The sequence below is a fragment of the Achromobacter sp. EG18 genome (assembly GCF_059759395.1).
In genome coordinates this window covers 6,261,248-6,278,576 of the sequence record NZ_CM186213.1, presented here as the reverse complement: position 1 = coordinate 6,278,576, position 17,329 = coordinate 6,261,248, and the positions used below count along the sequence as shown (strand labels likewise).

At 67.6% G+C, this 17,329-nt stretch carries 18 protein-coding genes; 9 read left to right on the top strand and 9 right to left on the bottom strand.

What is annotated here, in order from left to right; genetic code table 11:
* Positions 1 to 46 precede the first annotated feature (46 nt).
* Positions 47 to 751, bottom strand: coding sequence for a DUF3053 family protein (locus tag AC6CR5_RS28895; RefSeq protein WP_054515392.1), 705 nt, complete (start codon positions 749 to 751; stop codon positions 47 to 49).
* 163 nt (positions 752 to 914) lie between these two features.
* A complete protein-coding gene (locus AC6CR5_RS28890; protein ID WP_047993552.1) occupies positions 915 to 1,427 on the bottom strand; it encodes a GNAT family N-acetyltransferase in 513 nt (170 codons plus the stop codon).
* Positions 1,428 to 1,611: 184 nt separating this feature from the next.
* Between AC6CR5_RS28890 and AC6CR5_RS28885 the strand changes: the two genes are divergently transcribed.
* The 3 genes from AC6CR5_RS28885 (at position 1,612) to AC6CR5_RS28875 (ending at position 3,867) form a co-directional block, all read left to right on the top strand.
* Positions 1,612 to 1,971, top strand: a complete 360-nt coding sequence (locus tag AC6CR5_RS28885; protein WP_026384180.1) for a hypothetical protein — start codon at positions 1,612 to 1,614, stop codon at positions 1,969 to 1,971.
* Positions 1,972 to 2,783: 812 nt separating this feature from the next.
* Positions 2,784 to 3,065 carry a hypothetical protein gene (locus tag AC6CR5_RS28880; protein ID WP_006388458.1) on the top strand — a complete coding sequence of 94 codons (282 nt, stop codon included), beginning with the start codon at positions 2,784 to 2,786 and terminating at the stop codon, positions 3,063 to 3,065.
* A 109-nt stretch (positions 3,066 to 3,174) separates the two neighbouring features.
* A complete protein-coding gene (locus AC6CR5_RS28875; protein WP_054448358.1) occupies positions 3,175 to 3,867 on the top strand; it encodes a cytochrome b/b6 domain-containing protein in 693 nt (230 codons plus the stop codon).
* A gap of 121 nt (positions 3,868 to 3,988) precedes the next feature.
* Here the strand turns inward: AC6CR5_RS28875 and AC6CR5_RS28870 are convergent, their stop codons facing one another.
* Entirely contained in the window at positions 3,989 to 4,447 is a 459-nt protein-coding gene (locus tag AC6CR5_RS28870; protein ID WP_047992310.1) for a c-type cytochrome, read from the bottom strand.
* A gap of 56 nt (positions 4,448 to 4,503) precedes the next feature.
* The gene (purB, locus tag AC6CR5_RS28865) at positions 4,504 to 5,880 is read right to left on the bottom strand and encodes an adenylosuccinate lyase (RefSeq protein WP_241117238.1); all 1,377 of its coding nucleotides are present in this window, start codon (positions 5,878 to 5,880) and stop codon (positions 4,504 to 4,506) included.
* Positions 5,881 to 6,041: 161 nt separating this feature from the next.
* On the opposite strand from purB, the gene AC6CR5_RS28860 reads away from it, so the two are divergent.
* Positions 6,042 to 6,653, top strand: coding sequence for a glutathione S-transferase (locus AC6CR5_RS28860; RefSeq protein ID WP_006388454.1), 612 nt, complete (start codon positions 6,042 to 6,044; stop codon positions 6,651 to 6,653).
* A 61-nt stretch (positions 6,654 to 6,714) separates the two neighbouring features.
* Here the strand turns inward: AC6CR5_RS28860 and AC6CR5_RS28855 are convergent, their stop codons facing one another.
* The 3 genes from AC6CR5_RS28855 to gcvA form a co-directional block, all read right to left on the bottom strand.
* The gene (locus AC6CR5_RS28855) at positions 6,715 to 7,533 is read right to left on the bottom strand and encodes a sulfite exporter TauE/SafE family protein (RefSeq protein WP_047992308.1); all 819 of its coding nucleotides are present in this window, start codon (positions 7,531 to 7,533) and stop codon (positions 6,715 to 6,717) included.
* A 122-nt stretch (positions 7,534 to 7,655) separates the two neighbouring features.
* Positions 7,656 to 8,774, bottom strand: coding sequence for a tRNA 2-thiouridine(34) synthase MnmA (mnmA, locus tag AC6CR5_RS28850; protein WP_006388452.1), 1,119 nt, complete (start codon positions 8,772 to 8,774; stop codon positions 7,656 to 7,658).
* 12 nt (positions 8,775 to 8,786) lie between these two features.
* On the bottom strand, positions 8,787 to 9,707 hold the full coding sequence (gene gcvA / locus AC6CR5_RS28845; protein ID WP_020924474.1) for a transcriptional regulator GcvA: 921 nt from the start codon (positions 9,705 to 9,707) through the stop codon (positions 8,787 to 8,789).
* Between the two features lie 191 nt (positions 9,708 to 9,898).
* On the opposite strand from gcvA, the gene AC6CR5_RS28840 reads away from it, so the two are divergent.
* From AC6CR5_RS28840 to AC6CR5_RS28820, 5 genes are all read left to right on the top strand, one after another.
* A complete protein-coding gene (locus AC6CR5_RS28840; RefSeq protein WP_024068252.1) occupies positions 9,899 to 10,888 on the top strand; it encodes a Bug family tripartite tricarboxylate transporter substrate binding protein in 990 nt (329 codons plus the stop codon).
* Between the two features lie 70 nt (positions 10,889 to 10,958).
* Positions 10,959 to 11,834, top strand: coding sequence for an N-formylglutamate amidohydrolase (locus AC6CR5_RS28835; RefSeq protein ID WP_498085124.1), 876 nt, complete (start codon positions 10,959 to 10,961; stop codon positions 11,832 to 11,834).
* A 185-nt stretch (positions 11,835 to 12,019) separates the two neighbouring features.
* Complete coding sequence (locus AC6CR5_RS28830; RefSeq protein ID WP_006388448.1) at positions 12,020 to 13,138, top strand: Re/Si-specific NAD(P)(+) transhydrogenase subunit alpha; 1,119 nt, start codon at positions 12,020 to 12,022, stop codon at positions 13,136 to 13,138.
* Between the two features lie 4 nt (positions 13,139 to 13,142).
* Positions 13,143 to 13,460 (top strand): NAD(P) transhydrogenase subunit alpha part 2, encoded by a 318-nt coding sequence (locus AC6CR5_RS28825; protein WP_006388447.1) that lies wholly within the window; start codon positions 13,143 to 13,145, stop codon positions 13,458 to 13,460.
* Positions 13,457 to 14,896, top strand: a complete 1,440-nt coding sequence (locus AC6CR5_RS28820) for an NAD(P)(+) transhydrogenase (Re/Si-specific) subunit beta (protein ID WP_498085123.1) — start codon at positions 13,457 to 13,459, stop codon at positions 14,894 to 14,896. The genes AC6CR5_RS28825 and AC6CR5_RS28820 overlap by 4 nt, the downstream gene beginning before the upstream one ends.
* Positions 14,897 to 14,990: 94 nt before the next feature.
* On the opposite strand, the gene glcF is transcribed toward AC6CR5_RS28820, so the two are convergent.
* Both glcF and glcE read right to left on the bottom strand, forming a co-directional pair.
* On the bottom strand, positions 14,991 to 16,220 hold the full coding sequence (glcF, locus tag AC6CR5_RS28815) for a glycolate oxidase subunit GlcF (RefSeq protein WP_498085122.1): 1,230 nt from the start codon (positions 16,218 to 16,220) through the stop codon (positions 14,991 to 14,993).
* Positions 16,221 to 16,225: 5 nt separating this feature from the next.
* The gene (glcE, locus tag AC6CR5_RS28810) at positions 16,226 to 17,329 is read right to left on the bottom strand and encodes a glycolate oxidase subunit GlcE (protein ID WP_498085121.1); all 1,104 of its coding nucleotides are present in this window, start codon (positions 17,327 to 17,329) and stop codon (positions 16,226 to 16,228) included.

The window sequence follows — 17,329 nt, the reverse complement described above, 5'->3', positions numbered from 1 at the left end:
CCGTCCGGCGGGCGCCATTGCGCGGAAAGCGGCGCGCGGCCGGCATTCAGGGCTCGCCGGCGGCCGCTCGCGACACCACGGCGCGGGCGGCCTCCAGCGCCGGCGACTGGGCGTTCAGGCCCTGCAGGCGCAGATTCAGTTCATGCTGCAGCGACGGCGTGGCGACCTTGGCCAGCCCATCCTCGAGCGTGATCTCGGCCTCATTGGCCGCGACGAAATCGGCGATGCCGAGCGCATCGCGCGCGACGGTATCCATGCGCGCCGCCGCGTCCATCAACTCGGCCGCCGGCGCCGTGACCGCCTCGTCATACACCCCGTCGTAGACCGGCGCCAGATCCGGCGCAAGCTCCAGTCCGCTGCGCGCGCGGTCGGCGCGGGCCTTGGCATCCTGCAAGGCGCCGGCGCTGTCGGCCAGCGTCTTGCGCGCGGCCAGCAGGGCCTCGCGCCGCCGCACGATGTCGTCGACCGACTGGATGCGCTCGGCCGCAAGGATGGGGCGCAGCGTCACGGCCGCCTTGGCCATGGCGGACTGGAAATCGACGATCACCTCGTAGGCATCGTCGTAGCGGCCCACGGCGTCTTTCTCGGCTTCGCCGAGGGCGCCGACCGGCACCAGCGACCCGGACGCGATACGGCTTTGCAGCAGCTCGATGAAGGCCGCGCGTTCCTGCGGCTCGCGATTGCCGCAAGCGGCCAGCGCCAGCATCGAAGCCGCCGCCAGGCCGGCCAGGCAGATCCGCAGCATTGCCATGCCCTTCCCTCCTTGCGTAAAACGTTGCATCGGGAACACCCGCCCGGCGGCCGGCATCCTCCCCGGCAGATTATCCCGAAGCGTCCGCCACCCGCCGCCGGTGGGCGGATTTTGTTGCCATCGAATCGATATGACACAGCCCACCGGCGCGCGCCTTCGCGGCTCACACCGCCAGCGTGTGGCGCATCGCGCAGCGGCGCGCCGGGTCGAAACCCGCGGCCGCCTCCGCCTCCAGGCGAGCCCGCAATGCGGGCCCCAATTGCGGGGCCGGGACCTCGACAAAGCCTTGCCGCTGGTAGAAAGGCGCATTCCAGGGCAGCTCGCGATCGGTGGTCAGCGCCACGCCGCGGTAGATGCGCGCGGCGCGCGCATGTTCGACCACCGCCCGCAGCAGGTCGCGTCCCAGGCCGCGCCCCTGCATAGGCAGCGCGACCGACATTTCCGCCAGGTACAGGTCGCCGTCCATCGGCCGGGCCAGCGCGAATCCCGCCGGCCGGTCGTCGTCGCCCGGCGCGACCCACAACAGGCCCGCGGCAGCGGCGCGCGCCAATTCGGCTGGCGGCAGGGGCTCGCCCGCAGCGGCCCAGGCCATGGGGGTCCCAAGGAAGCGGGCGGCGGCGGAACGTTCGATATCGGGCAGGAGCGCCAGGTCGGCGGGGCGTGCGTGTCTGATCATGGGGCGCCCAGTATGCCCCAAGCGGCACGGAAACGGGATGCGCAGCCCCACTGTGCGGGCCGCGCGCCGGGACCTCACGCTTGGCCGCGTTCCGCCAGCGCCCCGCAATGGGCCGGACCCGGCCTAAAATGCAGGATTGCCGGCCCGCTGCGGCCGCCCGCCACCTCTTGTCTTTCCAGCCTGAATGACCCAAGACGCTTCCCCCGACACCTGGGGCTTCGCCCATCCCGATTGCCGTGGCGCCGCCGCCCTGCTATTTTTCATGAACGACCTGGCCCGCGTGGCCAACCAGTATCTGCGCCCCGGGCACCTGGGCGAAGAAGCGCTGGCCGATGCGCAGAAAGCCGTGGATGCCTTGCTGCAACGCTATACCGAGATCGAGGCCGCCCCGGAAGCCTTCGATGGCGAACGCATCGAGCTGGCGCTGGAAACCGACACCCGTCCCGACGGCTCGACCGCCGCGCAGGTCGCGCTGCGCATGTCGCCCCGCCTGGAGGCGCTGATCATCGAAGCGCAACGCCAGGCGCGCCCCGCCACGCACTGACCTGGGTCCTGCCCCCTGGCGCGGGGGGCGTCAGCGCCCGCGCCAGGGGGCATCCCGGCCGGACGGCAAGGGTGGCATCGCACTCATTTCGGCGCGCCTCACAAAAACCCTTGCGAAATCATTAATTTAGCCATATAATCGTTAGTTGCCTGGATTTAGCCATTTGACATTCCAGGCTATGTCCCCCGCCTTGGTCGGGTTTTGCTCAGCCTTGCCTGGGCCCCACTAGCAAACCAGGCATGAAGGGCCCAGCCATTGAGCTGCCCGGCGGGGCATCGGTCACCATCCGTTGACCAATCAATTGGCCAACCCCGTTGGCCAATCCGTTGTTCATCCTGTTCCGCGACAGACAACCCTAAGAACGCGGAACCGGTTGCCGATCATTTATTGCACGCAATTGTGTTGCCGGTTTGCTTGCGCGTCGCACCGACGATGGCGCGGGCCATAGCCAACCTTCGCCCCGACCATGCCGCCGAGTCCGGCCCGGTCGGAAAACGCACAACGCAGCGTTGATCCGCTGCCATGCGCCCGCGATGGCGCTGTAACGCCATCGCCTACTGGGTCCACCGTCCACCAATCATGGCTGGCGGCGCCCGCAACGTCCCAGGTCCAGGCCCGGGACGGCCCCCGCAGCCAGTCCGGCGCGCCCGCAAACCATGAGAATGCGCAAAGGACCGGCGGCGGATATGCGTTAGTGTCATGCATGACCCGGCACGTGGCCGGGGCGCGGCGCGCGACAGCGCCCTCGCCCCCGCTTCGTGGCATGCGCTACGCAGCAATTCCCATAACAAGAACTTGAAAGAGAACACAACATGAATACTCGTTTCACTACCTCGGACCTGATCCGACGCCCGGCCCATACCAAGCTGGACAACATGCCGATCCACATCGGCGACATCGTTTACCTGCAACCGGCCGACGGCCCGGCCATCCGCGCCGCCGTGATCTTCAACGCGCCGATCGACGGCACGACCACGTACACCACCGAAATCGTGCCTTGCGGAACGGCCGCGCAGAAGGTCCCCGGACAGCGTATCCGCTTCCGCCACGAGCACGTGCACCGCATCGAACCGGTGCGCCGCGCCGCTCGCTGAGCCAGCGGTTCCCAACCTTAATCTGGCGCAAAACCGCCACGGCCCACGCCGTGGCGGCTTCATTTGTGCGTGATAAAGTCGCAGGCAACGCAGTCAAGGCGCGACCATCATGCAAAACAACCGGCTTGCCATCCGCATCTGGGACCTTCCCACCCGCCTCTTCCACTGGGCGCTCGTCGTCTGCATCGTCGGCGCCTTCGTCAGCGTCAAGCTGGGCGGCCTGTACATGGACTGGCACGTGCGCTTCGGCTGTGTCGCGCTGGGCCTGATCGTCTTTCGCGTGCTGTGGGGCTTTGTCGGCCCGCGCTATGCGCGCTTCACCCAGTTCGTGCGCGGGCCGCGCGCGGTGGCCAACTATCTCAAGGGCGCGGCCGCGCCGGCCGGCCACAATCCGCTGGGGGCGTGGTCGGTGCTGGCATTGCTGCTGGTGGTCGGTTTCCAGGCCGTGAGCGGCCTGTTCACCACCGATGACATCATGACGCAGGGCCCGCTGTTCGGCCACGTCAGCGAGTCCACCGCCGGCCTGCTGACCTCGTGGCACAAGCTCAATGAATGGGTCATCATCGGCCTGATCGCCCTGCACCTGCTGGCCGTGACCTGGTACGCCCTGGTGCGCCGCAAGCGGCTGGTGCGCGCCATCATCACCGGCAACGTCGATCCGAAAGACGTTCCGCCCGGCACACCGCCGACCCAGGACGGCCTCGCGATCTGGCTGCGCGCCCTGATCCTGGGCGCCTGTGTCACCGGCCTGGTGCTGTGGATTCGCTCGCTGGAGATCGCCGCGGACATGTCGTTCTCGTAGTCATCGGGCTCGCGCGTGGCGCTGGCCGCCGGCCACGCCCGGTATCCAGGCCGCGCACCAACGAAAAAGCCCCTCGACCGAGGGGCTTTTTCGTTGGTGCGCCACAGGGGGCGGTACCGGCTTACTTCTTCTTGCGATAGGCGTCGTGGCAGGCCTTGCAGCTCGCGCCCACGTCGCCGAATGCGGCGCGCAGCTTGTCCAGGTCGCCGGCGTCGGCAGCCGCCGACAGCTTGACGATGTTGTCCTGGAACGCCTGCTGCTTCTGCTTGAAGCCGGCCGCGTCGCTCCAGATCTCGGGACGGGCGTCGCCGCCTTCCGTGCCGGGACCGAAAGCCGCCCAGGGCAGCGCCGACAGCGTCTTGAGCACTTCGACGTTGGCCTTGATCTGGGCCGCGTCGTAGGGCGCCTGGCCCTTGACCACCGGCGTCATGCGGCCGAAGTGCGAGGCCATCAGCGTCAGCGCCGACTGGCGGTACTTGACGGCATCTTCGGGCTTGGCGAACTGCGCCTGGGCCGAGGTCGCCAGCAGCGATCCGACGGTCATACAGGCCAACGCGGCGAGCGTGGACAACTTCTTCATTGCAATCTCCCGTAAGTACAACAAGGATGCCGCGCGCCCGGCGCGCGGCAAGGCGACTATACCGCCCGGGCCAGGTCCGCGGCCAGGCCGATATACGAACGCGGGGTCATCGCCAGCAGGCGCGCCTTGGGTTCGTCCGGCAGGGCCAGGCCCTGGATGAATTCTCGCAGGGCTTCCTCGGTGATGCCTTTGCCGCGCGTCAAAGCCTTGAGCTGTTCGTACGGCTGCGGCAGGCCGTAGCGGCGCATGACCGTCTGCACCGGCTCGGCCAGGACTTCCCAGCAGGCGTCGATGTCGGCGTCGATGGCGGCGGTGTTGACTTCGAGCTTGCCCAGGCCGCGCATGCAGGCGTCCCAGGCCACCAGGCAATAGCCCAGGCCCACGCCCAGGTTGCGCAGCACGGTGGAGTCGGTCAGGTCGCGCTGCCAGCGGGAGATCGGCAATTTATCAGACAGATGGCGCAGCACGGCATTGGCCAGGCCCAGGTTGCCTTCGGAGTTTTCGAAGTCGATCGGGTTGACCTTGTGCGGCATGGTGGACGAACCGACCTCGCCTTCCTTCAGGCGTTGCTTGAAATAGCCCAGGGCCACGTAACCCCAGATGTCGCGGTCCAGGTCGAGCACGATGATGTTGGCGCGCACGATGGCATCGAACAGCGCCGACATCCAGTCGTGCGGTTCGATCTGGATGGTGTGGCGGTTCTGCGTCAGGCCCAGGCCGGCCAGCACGCGCTGGCTGAAGGCGGGCCAGTCGATTTCCGGGTAGGCCGACAGGTGGGCGTTGTAGTTGCCGGTGGCGCCGTTGAGCTTGGCCAGCGGCTCGACCGCTTCGATCGCGGCGATGGCGCGGTTCAGGCGCGCCGCGACGTTGGCGAATTCCTTGCCCAGCGTGGTGGGACTGGCCGGCTGGCCGTGGGTGCGCGACAGCATCGGCTGGTCGGCCTGGGCCACGGCCATGTCGTTGAGCCTGGCGGCGATTTCACGCAGGCGCGGCAGCACCACTTCGCTGCGGGCGCGCGACAGCATCAGCGCGTGCGAGGTGTTGTTGATGTCCTCGGAGGTGCAGGCGAAATGGATGAACTCGGCAGCGGTGGCCAGCTCGGCGTGGTCGGCGACCTTTTCCTTGAGCCAGTATTCGACCGCCTTGACGTCATGGTTGGTGACGCGTTCGATGTCCTTGATGCGGGCGGCGTCGGCCTCGGAGAAGTCGCGCACCAGCTGTTGCAGGCGGGCGCGGGCTTCCTGGGAGAAGGCGGGCAGCTCCGGCAGGCCGGCATCGGACAGGGCCATCAGCCAGGCCACCTCGACCTCGACGCGGTGGGCCATGAAACCGGCCTCGGAGAGCAGCCCGCGCAGCGCGTCGCCGCGGGAGGCGTATCGGCCATCCAGTGGCGAAAGGGCATTAAGTTGGCTAAGCTGGTCGGCGATTTGCATGGTCTGGGAAGGAAAAAGCTGCGGGTGGGAAAACCCGGCGATTTTATCATTCAGGGCCGCGCAACATTGTGGCAAACTGAGCGGGATTCCGTCCCGCGGACGGTTTGGCCGCCATGCGGCCTGCTATACTTCGGCCGCTTTCCGACTCCGCTTGTGAATCCATGAAACTGATCGGCTCGCTTACCAGTCCATACGTGCGCAAGGTGCGTATCGTCATGGCCGAGAAAAAGCTGGATTATCGGCTTGAACTCGAAAACGTCTGGTCCGCCGACACGCAGATCCAAACGTACAACCCGCTGGGCAAGGTGCCCTGCCTGGTCATGGAAGATGGCGGCGCCCTGTTCGATTCGCGCGTCATCGTCGAGTACCTGGATACCTTGTCCCCCGTCGCCCGCCTGATTCCGCAGCCGGGCCGCGACCGCGCGGCCGTCAAGTGCTGGGAAGCCATCGCCGACGGCCTGCTGGACGCCTGCGTCACCATCGTCAAGGAAAAGCAGCGCCCCGAGGCGCAGCGCAGCCCGGAATGGATCGAACGCCAGTACGGCAAGATCCACGCCAGCCTGGACGCCATGGACAAGAGCCTGGGCGAGAACGCCCACTGCATGGGCATCAACTACAGCCTGGCCGACATCGCCGTGGGCTGTGGCCTGGGCTACCTGGACCTGCGCTTCGCCGAGCTGGACTGGCGCGCCAACCACCCCAACCTGGCGCGCCTGTACGACAAGCTGTCGCAGCGCCAGTCGTTCGTGGACACCATCCCCAAGACGGCCTGACGCCCACCGGCATCGTCCCGCACCGTTCCGGCCGCCTTGCGCGGCCGGTTTCACTTGCGGCTCAGGCCCGGAACGCCTGCCCGGCCTTGAACAGCATGTAGGCGGCCAGCGCGAACAGCAGGCAGGCGAACACCCGCTTCAGCGTCTGCACCGGCAAGCGGTGCGCCATGCGCGCGCCCAGCGGCGCCGTCAGGACGCTGACGCACACCAGCACCAGCAGCGCCGGCCAGTAGATGTAGCCCAGCATGCCGGGGCGGGTCGCGCCTTCGTTCAGCCCCGACACCACATAGCCGATGCTGTTGGCCAGCGCGATGGGAAAACCCAGCGCCGCCGAGGTCGACACCGCATTGTGCAGCGCCACGTTGCACCAGACCATGAAGGGCACCGACAGGAAGCCGCCGCCCGCCCCCACCAGCCCCGACAGGAAGCCGATGCCGGCGCCGGCCGCGCTGGTGCCGATCACGCCGGGCATCTGGCGGCTCGGCTTGGGCTTCTTGTTGCGCAGCATGTTCCAGCCGGAATAGCCCACGAACAGCGCGAAGAACAGCGACAGCCACAGAGTGCTGAGCGCGGCGAACACCGCGCCGCCCGATAGCAGGCCGCCCAGGATGATGCCCGGCGCCATGGCCCAGACGATCGGCCACTTGATGGTGCCCTTCTGCTGGTGGGCGCGCACGCTGGAGATCGAGGTGAACAGGATCGAGGTCATCGAGGTGGCGATAGCGGCGTGCACCACCAGGTCCGCCGGCATGCCTTTCCAGGCGAACAGCATCGTCAGGAACGGCACCAGCAGCATGCCGCCGCCAATGCCCAGCAGCCCCGCCGCGAAGCCCGCCACCGCGCCCAGCGCCAGCAGGCAAATCACCATCGTTACATCCACATCCCTCTCCTCGTTGTCGGCATGCGCCGTTTTTCATGAGCCAGGCCCCGCGGACGCGACGCCCGCAGGGCCTGGCTGGAACTGCTATCGGTGTTGCAACGGCCCGTCACAGGCCGGCGTGCCTAGACGATGATGCCGCCGCCCAGGCAGATATCGCCATCGTAAAGCACCGCCGATTGCCCGGGCGTGACCGCCCATTGCGGCTCGGCGAAATCGAGCGTGAAGCCCTCGGTGGTCGCGTCGCCCAGGCGGCAGGCCGCATCGGCCTGGCGGTAGCGCGTCTTGGCGCCGTATTCGCCCGCGGCAGGCGCCTGCCCCGCCACCCAGCTGACGTCCTGCGCCCGCAACGAACCGGACAGCAGCCAGGGATGGTCATGCCCCTGCACCACGTAAAGCACATTGCGCTCGAGGTCCTTGCGCGCCACGTACCAGGCCTCGGCCGTGCCGTCATCGCGCTGGCGGCCCTTCACGCCGCCCACGCCCAGGCCCTTGCGCTGGCCCAGCGTGTAGAACGACAGGCCCTCGTGGCGCCCGACCTTCTGTCCTTCCGGCGTCAGGATCGGGCCCGGTTCGGTCGGCAGGTAGCGGTTCAGGAACTCGCGGAACGGACGTTCGCCGATGAAGCAGATGCCGGTGGAGTCCTTCTTGGCCGCATTGTGCAGGCCGATCTCGTGCGCGATGCGACGCACCTCGGTCTTGTGGATCTCGCCCAGCGGGAACAGGGTGCGCGACAGTTGCGCCTGGTTCAGTCGGTGCAGGAAATAGCTCTGGTCCTTGGAACCGTCCAGCGCCTTGAGCAGCTCGAAGCGCGAGCCGCCGCCCTCGGCGGCCACTTCGCGCACGCGGGCGTAGTGGCCGGTGGCGATGTGTTCGGCACCGAGCGCCATGGCGTGGTCGAGGAAGGCCTTGAACTTGATTTCGGCATTGCACAGCACGTCCGGATTGGGCGTGCGGCCGGCCGAGTACTCGCGCAGGAATTCCGCGAACACGCGGTCCTTGTACTCGGCGGCGAAATTGACGTATTCGAATTCCACGCCGACCAGGTCGGCCACGCTGGCCGCGTCCAGCAGGTCCTGGCGGGTGGAGCAGTATTCGGAATCGTCGTCGTCTTCCCAGTTCTTCATGAACAGGCCGACGACCTCGTAGCCTTGCTGCTTGAGCAGCCAGGCGGTGACCGAAGAATCGACCCCGCCGGACATGCCGACGACAACGCGGCCCTTCTTGGTGGATGTTTGACTCATGATGATGCCATTTTACTGTGGGCTGGCCGCGTCCTGCGGCTGCGGCTCGGCCGCCCGCGAGACCTCCATCAGCCAGGTCCGGAACGCCTGCAGGGTGGGCAGGTTGGCCTTCTGCTCGGGGTAGCACAGGTAGTAGCCCATGCGCGCGCGGATCGGCAGCTGGATCGCCACGGCCAGCTTGCCGTCGCGCAATTCATCCTCGATCAGGCAGCGCGGGATCAGCGCCACGCCGAAGCCGGCGGCGGCCGCCTGCGACAGCAATGCATACTGGTCGAAGCGCGCCCCTTCCAGGCTGCGCCGGGTGTCGCAGCCGGCCTGCTCGAACCAGTCGCGCCAGCCTTCCAGGGCCGAAGTATGGTGCAACAGGGGGTAGGCCAGCAGGTCCGCCGGCACGCTACAGCCGCCGGGAATCAGGCGCGGGCTGCAGACCGGCAGGATCTCGCGGCCGACGATGTAGTCGGCGCCGCTGCCCGGCCAGATGCCCTCGCCGAAACGGACGGCGGCGTCCAGCTCGGGCGACGAAAAATCGTAGCCCTGGCGGTGCGGCAGGAATTCCACGTGGATGTCCGGGCGCAGCCGCATAAAGGCCGTCAGGCGCGGGATCAGCCAGCGCGCGCCGAAGGTCGGCATACAGGTCAGGTTGAGCGTGCCGCCCTGGCCCTGGTGCGCGATCAGTTCCACGGTGGCCGCCTCGATCTGGCCCAGTCCCGCCTGGATCTTGGTGAGGTAGCTGCGGCCGGCCTCGGTCAGGACCAGCCCTTGCCTGATGCGCAGGAATAGTTCGACGCCGACGAACTCCTCCAGATGTTTCACTTGCTTACTTACCGCACCCTGCGTCACGCACAGCTCCTGGGCGGCGCGGGTGAAGCTGCTGTGCCTGGCTGCCACTTCAAAGGCTTGCAGGTCGGTGAGCGAAGGACAGAACCGTCTCATGGGGGGAATGCCTGCGGACCCGGTCGACGGGGCTTGAAGTTACAAAAAGAAAACTTCGCCGCAAAAGAGGCATGAAAAAAAGTCATAGCTTAAGGAGAAACTTTCGTTTGTGCAAACCGGCCTTGCACGAAAGAATCTTCCTGTTTGCGTCTGCCTTTTGCGCAGTCGCGTTCCAATTCATAGGGGAATCCATGCAACGCCGTAATGTAGTCCTAGGTCTCTGTGTCGCCGCCGCGACCCTGGCCACGCCGCTGACCTCGGGCATCGCCCATGCCGAAGACGCCTACCCGAGCAAGCCGATCCGCCTGATCGTGCCATTCCCGCCTGGCGGCACCACCGACATCGTCGGCCGCCTGTTCGCCGACAAGCTCGGCAAGGAACTGAACCAGACCGTGGTGGTGGAAAACCGCGGCGGCGCCGGCGGCTCGATCGGCAGCGCCTTCGTGGCCAGCAGCGCGCCGGACGGCTACACCCTGGGCATCGCCACCGTCAGCACGCACGGCATCAACCCGGCCATCTACCCGAACCTGCCGTTCGATGGCGAGAAGGACTTCACGCCGGTTTCGAACCTGGCCGCCGTGCCGAACATCATGACCATCAACCCGAAGGTGCAGGCCAAAGACATGGCCGAGTTCATCAAGCTGGCCAAGAGCCAGCCGGGCAAGCTGACCTACGCCTCGGCCGGCAACGGCTCGGTGTCGCACATGATGGGCGAACTGTTCAAGATGGCCTCGGGCACCGACCTGATGCACGTACCGTACCGCGGCGTGGGTCCGGCGCTCAATGACGCGCTGGCCGGCCAGGTCGACGTGATGTACGACAACCTGCCCTCGACCCTGCCACACGTGCAGTCCGGCCGCCTGATCGCCATGGCCGTCGCCGCGCCCAAGCGCGTGGCCAGCCTGCCGAACGTGCCCACCTTCGCCGAAGTCGGCCTGCCCGCCGTCAACGACGCCTCGTGGTTCGGCCTGGTCGCCCCGGCCAAGCTGCCCGCCCCGATCCTGGCCAAGCTGAACGCCGCCGTGCAGAAGGTCAGCGCCGAAGCCGACGTCAAGTCGCGCCTGGAAGCGCTGGGCGCCGAACCGGCCGCCAACAGCCCGGAAGCGTTTGCCAAGCAGATCTCGGCGGAAATCGCCAAGAACAAGCGCATCGCCAAAGAAGCCAATGTGAAGATCGACTGAGCGATCTTCGATCCCCGCCGCGCCCGCGCGGCGCGCGGGGATCTCCGATTCACGAACGCAATACCCCCATATGCGAATTACCCAACCCCTGTCCTATCGGCTCGACCTCCCGCAGCAATATCCGAACTCGGCGCCCTCGGCCCCGCTGGTGCTGGACTCCCCGCACAGCGGCACCACCTACCCGCCCGACTTCGCGCCCGCGGTCGATTTTGGCGCCTTGCGCACGGCCGAGGACACCTGGGTTGACGATCTGTGGGGCGACGCCATCGACATGGGCGTGCCCATGATCGCCGCGAGCTTTCCGCGCGCCTACATCGATGCCAATCGCGCCCCGGACGAAATCGACGAACTGCTGCTCGACCAGGCCTGGCCCGACGCGGTCAATGCCTCGCCCAAGGTCAAGCTGGGCAAGGGCCTGATCTGGCGCATGCTGGACGACGGCACACCGCTGTACGACCGCAAGCTGAGCGTCGAGGAAGTGACGCACCGCATCGAAGCCTGCTGGAAGCCGTACCACGCCGCCCTGGGCCAGGTGCTCGACAGCGCCCACCAGAAGTTCGGCAAGGTCTGGCACATCAACTGCCACTCCATGCCCAGCGTCGCCGGCGCCTACGCCACCGACCGTCCCGGCCTGGTCCACCCCGACTTCGTGCTGGGCGACCGCGACGGCAGCACCAGCGATCCAGCCTTCCGTGAATTCATCGCGGCGTGGCTACGCGAGCGCGGCTACAACGTGACCGTGAACGACCCTTACAAGGGCGTCGAGCTGGTACGCGCCTTCGGCCGTCCCGAAGAAGGCCGCCACAGCCTGCAGATCGAGATCAACCGCAAGCTCTACATGGACGAGGCCAGCCTGCGTCCGTCGGCCAACTACGGCCGCCTCAAGGCCGACCTGCGCGATCTCACCGCCGCGCTGATCGACTGGACTCGCGCGCAGACGGCCTGACGCCGGACGCCTGCGCGCCGGGTGCCGGCCAGCAGCCAGCTGTCAGTCTGGCCGGTATGACCGGGGCGCGAGCCCCAAAGCCCCATGGTTAACCCCATGGGGCTTTTCTTTTGCGCCCCGCCGAACCTCCTCCCCCGGGCGTATATCCGTTATAACTACGGCGAACCTTCTGAGGAGAGGCGTCGATGCACATCGGGATACCAAGGGAAACCCGAGACGGGGAAACCCGTGTCGCAGCAACACCAGAGACCGTCAAGAAGTACGTAGGCGGCAAACACACCGTTGTCGTGGAACGTGGCGCGGGCACTGCGGCGCGCTATCTCGACGAAGCCTACGCAGCCGCTGGCGCCACGCTCGGCACCGCCCAGGAGGCATTGGGGGCGGAACTCGTGATGAAGGTTCGCGCGCCGTCTGCGGCCGAACTGCCGCAGATGAAACCCGGCAGCGTGGTCATCGGCATGCTCGATCCCTTCGATGCCGACGGCCTGCAGCAGATGGCCGCCGTCGGATTGGTCGGATTCGCGCTGGAAGCCGCGCCCCGCATCACCCGCGCGCAAAGCCTGGACGTGCTGTCGTCGCAGGCCAACCTGGCTGGCTACAAGGCCGTCCTGCTGGCGGCCCACCACTACGGCCGCCTGATCCCCATGATGATGACCGCCGCCGGCACGCTCAAGGCCGCTCGCGCCGTGGTGCTGGGCACCGGCGTCGCCGGCCTGCAGGCCATCGCCACGGCCAAGCGCCTGGGCGCGGTGGTCGAGGCCTCGGACGTGCGCCCCGCCGCGCGCGAGCAGGTCGAATCGCTCGGCGCCAAGTTCATCGACGTGCCGTTCGAGACCGACGAGGAACGCGAGATCGCGCAAGGCGTGGGTGGCTATGCCCGCCCCATGCCGCCGGCCTGGATGGCGCGGCAAGCAGCGCTGGTGTCGGAACGCTGCAAGCAGGCCGATATCGTCATCACCACCGCCCTCATCCCCGGCCGCCCCGCGCCCACGCTGGTATCGGCCGAGACGGTCGCGGCCATGAAGCCCGGCTCGGTGCTGGTGGACCTGGCGGTCGAACGCGGCGGCAACTGCCCGCTGTCAGAGAAAGGCAAGGTGGTCGAGAAACACGGCGTGACGCTGGTCGGACTGACCAACCTGCCCGGCCTGGTCGCAACGGACGCGTCGGCGCTCTATGCCCGCAACATCCTCGACTTCCTGAAACTCATCATCAACGCGGACGGCGCGCTGGCAATCCAGCGCGACGATGAAATCGTGGCGGCCTGCCTGGTGTGCGAAGGCGGCAATGTGACGCGCAGGAGCTGAAAGCATGGAAGCGATCAATCCCACCCTGATGAATCTCATCATCTTCGTGCTGGCCATCTACGTCGGCTACCACGTGGTCTGGAACGTCACCCCCGCGCTGCATACCCCGCTGATGGCGGTGACCAACGCGATCTCGGCCATCATCATCGTCGGCGCCATGCTGGCGGCGGCGCTGACCGAAGGCGGACTGGCGCGCGGCATGGGCGTGTTCGCCGTGGCGCTAGCCGCGGTCAACGTGTTCGGCGGCTTCCTGGTCACGCGGCGCATGCTGGAGATGTTCAAGAAAAAGGACAGGAAGCCGGCCAAGGAGGAAGCGAAATGATCTCGCTGAACCTCGTCACGCTGCTCTACCTGGTTGCCTCGGTCTGCTTCATCCAGGCGCTCAAGGGCCTGTCGCACCCCACCACCTCGCGCCTGGGCAACGCCTTCGGCATGGCCGGCATGGCGATCGCGGTGCTGACCACCGGCGCGCTCATCGTCGGCCTGGCGCGCTCGGGCACCGCCACCATCGGGCTGGGCTGGGTGCTGCTGGGCCTCCTGGTCGGCGGCTCGATCGGCACGCTGATGGCCAAGCGCGTCGAAATGACCAAGATGCCCGAACTGGTCGCCTTCATGCACAGCATGATCGGCCTGGCGGCGGTCGCCATCGCCGTGGCCGTGGTGGCCGAGCCGCACGCCTTCGGCATCGTCGCCGCCGGCACGCTGATCCCCACCGGCAACCGCTTCGAGCTGTTCATCGGCACTTTCGTCGGCGCCATCACCTTCTCGGGTTCGGTGATCGCCTTCGGCAAGCTGTCGGGCAAATACAAGTTCCGGCTGTTCCAGGGCGCACCCGTGGTGTTCGCTGGCCAGCACATGCTGAACCTGGCGCTCGCGCTGCTGATGCTGGCGATGGGCGTGTGGTTCATGCTGACGCAGGCGTGGACGCCGTTCGTCATCATGACGCTGATCGCCTTCGTGCTGGGGGGGCTGATCATCATCCCGATCGGCGGCGCCGACATGCCGGTGGTGGTGTCGATGCTGAACAGCTATTCGGGCTGGGCGGCGGCCGGCATCGGCTTCTCGCTCAACAACCCGATGCTGATCATCGCCGGCTCGCTGGTGGGCTCGTCCGGCGCCATCCTCTCGTACATCATGTGCAAGGCGATGAACCGCTCGTTCTTCAACGTCATCCTGGGCGGCTTCGGCGGCCAGGCGGGCGAGGCCGCGGCGGCTGGGGGCGGCCAGCAGCGCAGCGTCAAGTCGGGCAGCCCCGACGACGCCGCGTTCCTGATGACCAACGCCGAAAGCGTCACCATCGTGCCGGGCTACGGCCTGGCGGTGGCGCGCGCTCAGCACGCGCTCAAGGAACTGGCCGAAAAACTCACCGAACGCGGCGTGACGGTCAAGTACGCCATCCACCCGGTGGCGGGGCGCATGCCAGGGCACATGAACGTGCTGCTGGCCGAGGCCGAGGTGCCGTACGACCAGGTCTTCGAGATGGAAGACATCAACAGCGAGTTCGGCCAGACCGACGTGGTGCTGGTGCTGGGCGCCAACGACGTGGTCAACCCGGCGGCCAAGAACGATCCGAAATCGCCGATCGCCGGCATGCCGATCCTGGAAGCCTACAAGGCCCGCACCGTGATCGTGAACAAGCGCTCGATGGCCTCCGGCTACGCCGGCCTGGACAACGAACTGTTCTACATGGACCGCACCATGATGGTCTTCGGCGACGCCAAGAAGGTGCTGGAAGACATGGTCAAGGCGGTGGAGTGATGCGCGTGGCCTCGCGATGCGCATGCGCATCCGCGGGGCCGCTTCCTGCCAGGCTGCGGCCGCGCGCCCAATGTCCGCGGCAACGTCCGCGCGATCAGGCCGGCGCCAGTTGCTCGTCCACCACTTCGATCCAGTGCCGCACCGGCGTGCTGGTGCCGCTCTGCAAGTGCCCGATGCAGCCGATATTGGCAGACAGGATCACGTCCGGCGCGGCCGGCGCGATCGCGGCCAGCTTGCGGTCGCGCAGCGCCAACGCGATTTCGGGATTCAGCACTGAATACGCGCCCGCCGAGCCGCAGCACAGGTGCTGCTCCGCAAACGGCTGCAACTCGAACCCCAACTCGACCAGCAATCGTTCCGACAACGGCCGCAGTCCCTGCCAGTGCTGCAGGGTGCATGGCGGGTGGAACGATGCCCGCGCGCCCTTGCCCGCCAACCGCCGGCGCAGTTGCGCCGCGTGCGGTGCCACGATTTCCGCCACGTCCTTGACCAGCGCCACGATGTCCGCCGCCCGCTGGGCGTAGGCAGGATCATGGCGCAGGTGATGCGCATACTCCTTGACCATGGCGCCGCAACCCGACGCATTCATGACGATGGCTTCGATCCCGCCATCCTTCACTAGCGGCCACCACGCGTCGATGTTGGCGCGCATCTGGTCGAGCGCGACCGCCTGCGCGTCCAGGTGAAAGCTGGCGGCGCCGCAGCAGCCGGCGCCCGGGGCAATGCGCGCGCCGATGCCGATGGCATCCAGCACGCGGATGGTGGCGGCGTCGATCGTCGGCATCATCGACGGCTGCACGCAGCCGGCGAGCATCAGCACCTGGCGGCCATGCCCGGCCACTTGCGGGAGCGCGCCGGCGGGACGCCGTTCCGGCACCTTGCGCTTGAGCGCCTCGGGCAACAGCCCGCGCACGGCCTGGCCCGCCCGCATGGCGGGCCCGAACAGCGGCGACAGCATGGCCCGGCGCAGCATCTTGCGCTTGGCCTTCTCGGCCCACGGCCGCGGCACCCGCTCCTCGACGATCTGGCGGCCGATGTCCACCAGATGCCCATATTCCACGCCCGACGGGCAAGTGGTTTCGCAATTGCGGCAGGTCAGGCAGCGATCCAGATGCTGCTGGGTCGATTGCGTCGGTTCGGCGCCTTCCAGCACCTGCTTGATCAGGTAGATGCGGCCGCGCGGGCTGTCCAGTTCGTCGCCCAGCACCTGGTAAGTGGGACAGGTGGCGGTGCAGAAACCGCAATGCACGCAGCGCCGCAGGATCGCGTCGGCCTCTTTGCCCAGGTCGGTGTCACGAGCCCAGGCTGCCAGATTGGTTTGCATGATGCCTATAGCTCCAGGACCAGCCGGCCGGGATTGAACAGTCCCGCCGGATCGAGTTCTTGCTTGAGGCGGCGCGTGATCAGCGCCACGCCCGGCGACAGCGGATGGAACACGCCGTCGGTCGGCGGCCGCGTGCCTGCCGTACGGAACAGCGTCGCATGGCCGCCCAACCGTTGCGCCAGTTCGCGCAGCTCGGCGGCATCCTGCGCGCCCGACAGCCAGCGCTGGCCGCCGCCCCACTCCACCAGGGCCTGTCCGCTGCCCACCGCGGCCGCTGTGGGCGGCAAGGCCAGCCGCCAGAGCGGCTGGCCGGGCGCGAAGAAGGCATGGGTCTGTTCACGCAAGCCGGTCCACCAGTCTTGCGCCGCCTCCGGCGCCAGCGGATCCCCGCCGATCACCTGCCGCGCGCCGGCGATGGCCGGCGGCGCGCCCGACAGGCGCACATGCATCTGGCCTTCCTCGTCGGCACCGCCCACCCAGCTGGTCGCCGAAATCGGCAAGGGCTTGCCGCGCCACAGCGCGAAGCTGGCCAGGGCCTGGGCCTGCGTCGCCGGCAACGCCAGCGTCAGCTCCTCCATCGGCCGAGGCACAACCTTGAGCGACACTTCGAGGATCGCGCCGAAGATGCCATGCGAACCGGCCAGCAACCGCGACACATCGTAGCCGGCCACGTTTTTCATGACCTCGCCGCCGAACGACAGCACCCGGCCGTCGGAATCCAGAAGCTGCGCGCCCAGCACGAAGTCGCGCAAGGCGCCGGCGCTCATGCGGCGCGGCCCCGACAGTCCCGCGGCCACGCAGCCGCCGATGGTGGCGGCGGGCGAGAAATGCGGGGGTTCAAAGGCCAGCATCTGGCCGTGCTCGGCCAGCGCCGCCTCCAGCTCCGCCAGCGGCGTGCCGGCCCTGACCGTCACCACCAGTTCCGACGGGTGATAGCTGACGATGCCGCGATACGGGGTCATGTCCAGCAGGCAATGGCCATCCTGCGGCGTCACCGGCCGGTAGTTGCCGTAGAACGCCTTGCTGCCGCCGCCCATGACGAACAGCGGCTTGTGACCGGCGCGAGCCGTCATGACCTGGTCGCACAATTCCGACAGGACGAAGTCCAT